Here is a 1,941-nt window from a genome sequence, read left to right as displayed (position 1 = left end):
CGGTACGCCCAGCATGGGCGACAACTAAAGGGTGAAAGTCCCGACGAGGAGAGGTGAGACTAACTCGCTAGCCAAGGGCAAGGGCGTCACCGTGAGGTGGGGTCCGGAGGAAGCCGGAGGCGAAACCGGGCACCGATGTACAAGAACCGTGTAGAGGCGGGGTGGACTGGGTAAGGCGGCCGATTGCGCCGAAGCCCGTTCTCACCAAGAAGGCCACCACGTAGACGCGGCGGCGGTCCGGGGAAAGTTGTCGTTCTTATCTGGGGAGGTCTGTCCGGGTGTCACCTGTAACTGTGTGATGGCGGAGATTGTGACGACCCGGACCAGCAATGGCCCGGGTTTGCCGGACAGAAGTCAGCAGAGGTCGTAGTACCGAGACGGGTAGGCAGCAGGCCGACAAGGGCTCGGGAAGGACCGAACGTTTAGTGGATTGGAAGAAGGGTGTCTGCTCGATCGGGTCACGTTGACCGCTGCAAGACTGCTTCGGCAGATCCCCAAGCGGTAAGGCCGGTGCATACGGCCGACCCGTCTGGGGAGCGCAGTGACCGGACGGCGCTTCACCGGGACAACAATCACCGCGAGACCGCATTCCTCTGGGAGACGGTGTTCTCGAAGGAGAATCTGCTCGCGGCGCTCAGGCGCGTCGAAGCAAACCGGGGAGCCCCCGGAGTCGACGGGATGACCACGGAGGAACTGCGGCCGTGGATCGCCCAAAACTGGCCCTCTGTATGGGCCGAGCTTGACGCGGGGACATATCAGCCCGCTCCCGTCCGTCGGGTGACTATCCCTAAGCCGAACGGTGGCGAACGGATGCTGGGTGTCCCACGTGTGCTGGATCGACTGATCCAGCAGGCTATTGCGCGGGCCCTCGTGCCCGTCTTCGACCCTCATTTCTCCGGGGCGTCGTTCGGGTTCCGTCCGGGACGCTCCGCCCACCAGGCCGTGAAGGTCGGAAAGCGGGCGGTCGAGGACGGGAACTGCTGGGCGGTGGACCTGGATCTGGACAAGTTCTTCGACCGTGTGAATCACGACGCGCTCATGGCGCGAGTGGCCCGCCGGGTGGAGGACAAGAAGGTCCTGAAGCTGATTCGCCGGTACCTGGAGGCCGGCATCATGGCCGAGGGGTCGGTCGTGGCATCGGAGGAGGGGACGCCGCAAGGCTCCCCGCTTTCCCCGTTGCTTTCCAACATTATGTTGGACGACCTTGACCGCGAACTCTTCAAGCGCAGCCTCCGCTTCGTACGTTACGCGGACGATGTCATGATCTTCGTCCGTTCGGAGCGGGCGGCCAGCCGCGTGCTCGCGTCGGTTACGACCTTCATCGAGATGCGGCTGAAGCTGAAGGTGAACCGGGAGAAATCCAAAGCGGCTCCAGCGTTCAAGGTCTCCCTCCTCGGGTTCGGCTACTACCGAGCCGGTGGGAAAGGGCCGGTGAGGATCCGGATTGACCGGAAGGCGGTCTACCGCCTGAAGAAGACGGTCCGGACGATCACTTCTAGGTCCTGGGGAGTGTCCATGGAACACCGACTGGAGAAGCTGCGGAGGTTCATGACTGGATGGGTTGCCTACTTCAAGGTTGCGGACTCCTCTTGGACGTTCAAGCAGCTCGATGAGTGGACCCGCCGGAGGCTTCGCCAGGTGCGATGGATCGAATGGAAGAACGCCACCAACCGAGTCCGCATGGTGCGAAGGCTTGGCCAAGAGGTGCCCGATGACGTGCGGTTGGTCGCCGGACATCGGAAGTGGAAAGCATCTCTCTCCATTGAAATGAACCGCGCCCTGGACAACGCCTACTGGGACGCTGAGGGCTACAAGTCCTTTGCCGCATTGTGGCAGCGTCTCAGGACCGCCTGAGATCAACTGAACGAACCGCCGGATGCGAGGCCCGCATGTCCGGTGGTGTGGGAGGGGGGCCGGGAGAACCGGCCTCCCTACCCGATC

The 1,941-nt window shown here is 63.0% G+C and carries 1 protein-coding gene; it reads left to right on the top strand.

Annotated elements, in window-relative coordinates; translation table 11 throughout:
- Positions 1–510: 510 nt before the first annotated feature.
- Positions 511–1,854: a group II intron reverse transcriptase/maturase gene (gene ltrA, locus ABZ904_RS51110; RefSeq protein WP_361831184.1), complete on the top strand. Its 1,344-nt coding sequence runs from the start codon at positions 511–513 to the stop codon at positions 1,852–1,854.
- Positions 1,855–1,941 lie beyond the last annotated feature (87 nt).

The organism is Streptomyces sp. NPDC046900 (assembly GCF_040644975.1).
Lineage (GTDB): Bacteria > Actinomycetota > Actinomycetes > Streptomycetales > Streptomycetaceae > Streptomyces.
Note: the sequence above shows the minus strand (reverse complement) of the source record. Positions and strands in the feature narration are given on the sequence as shown.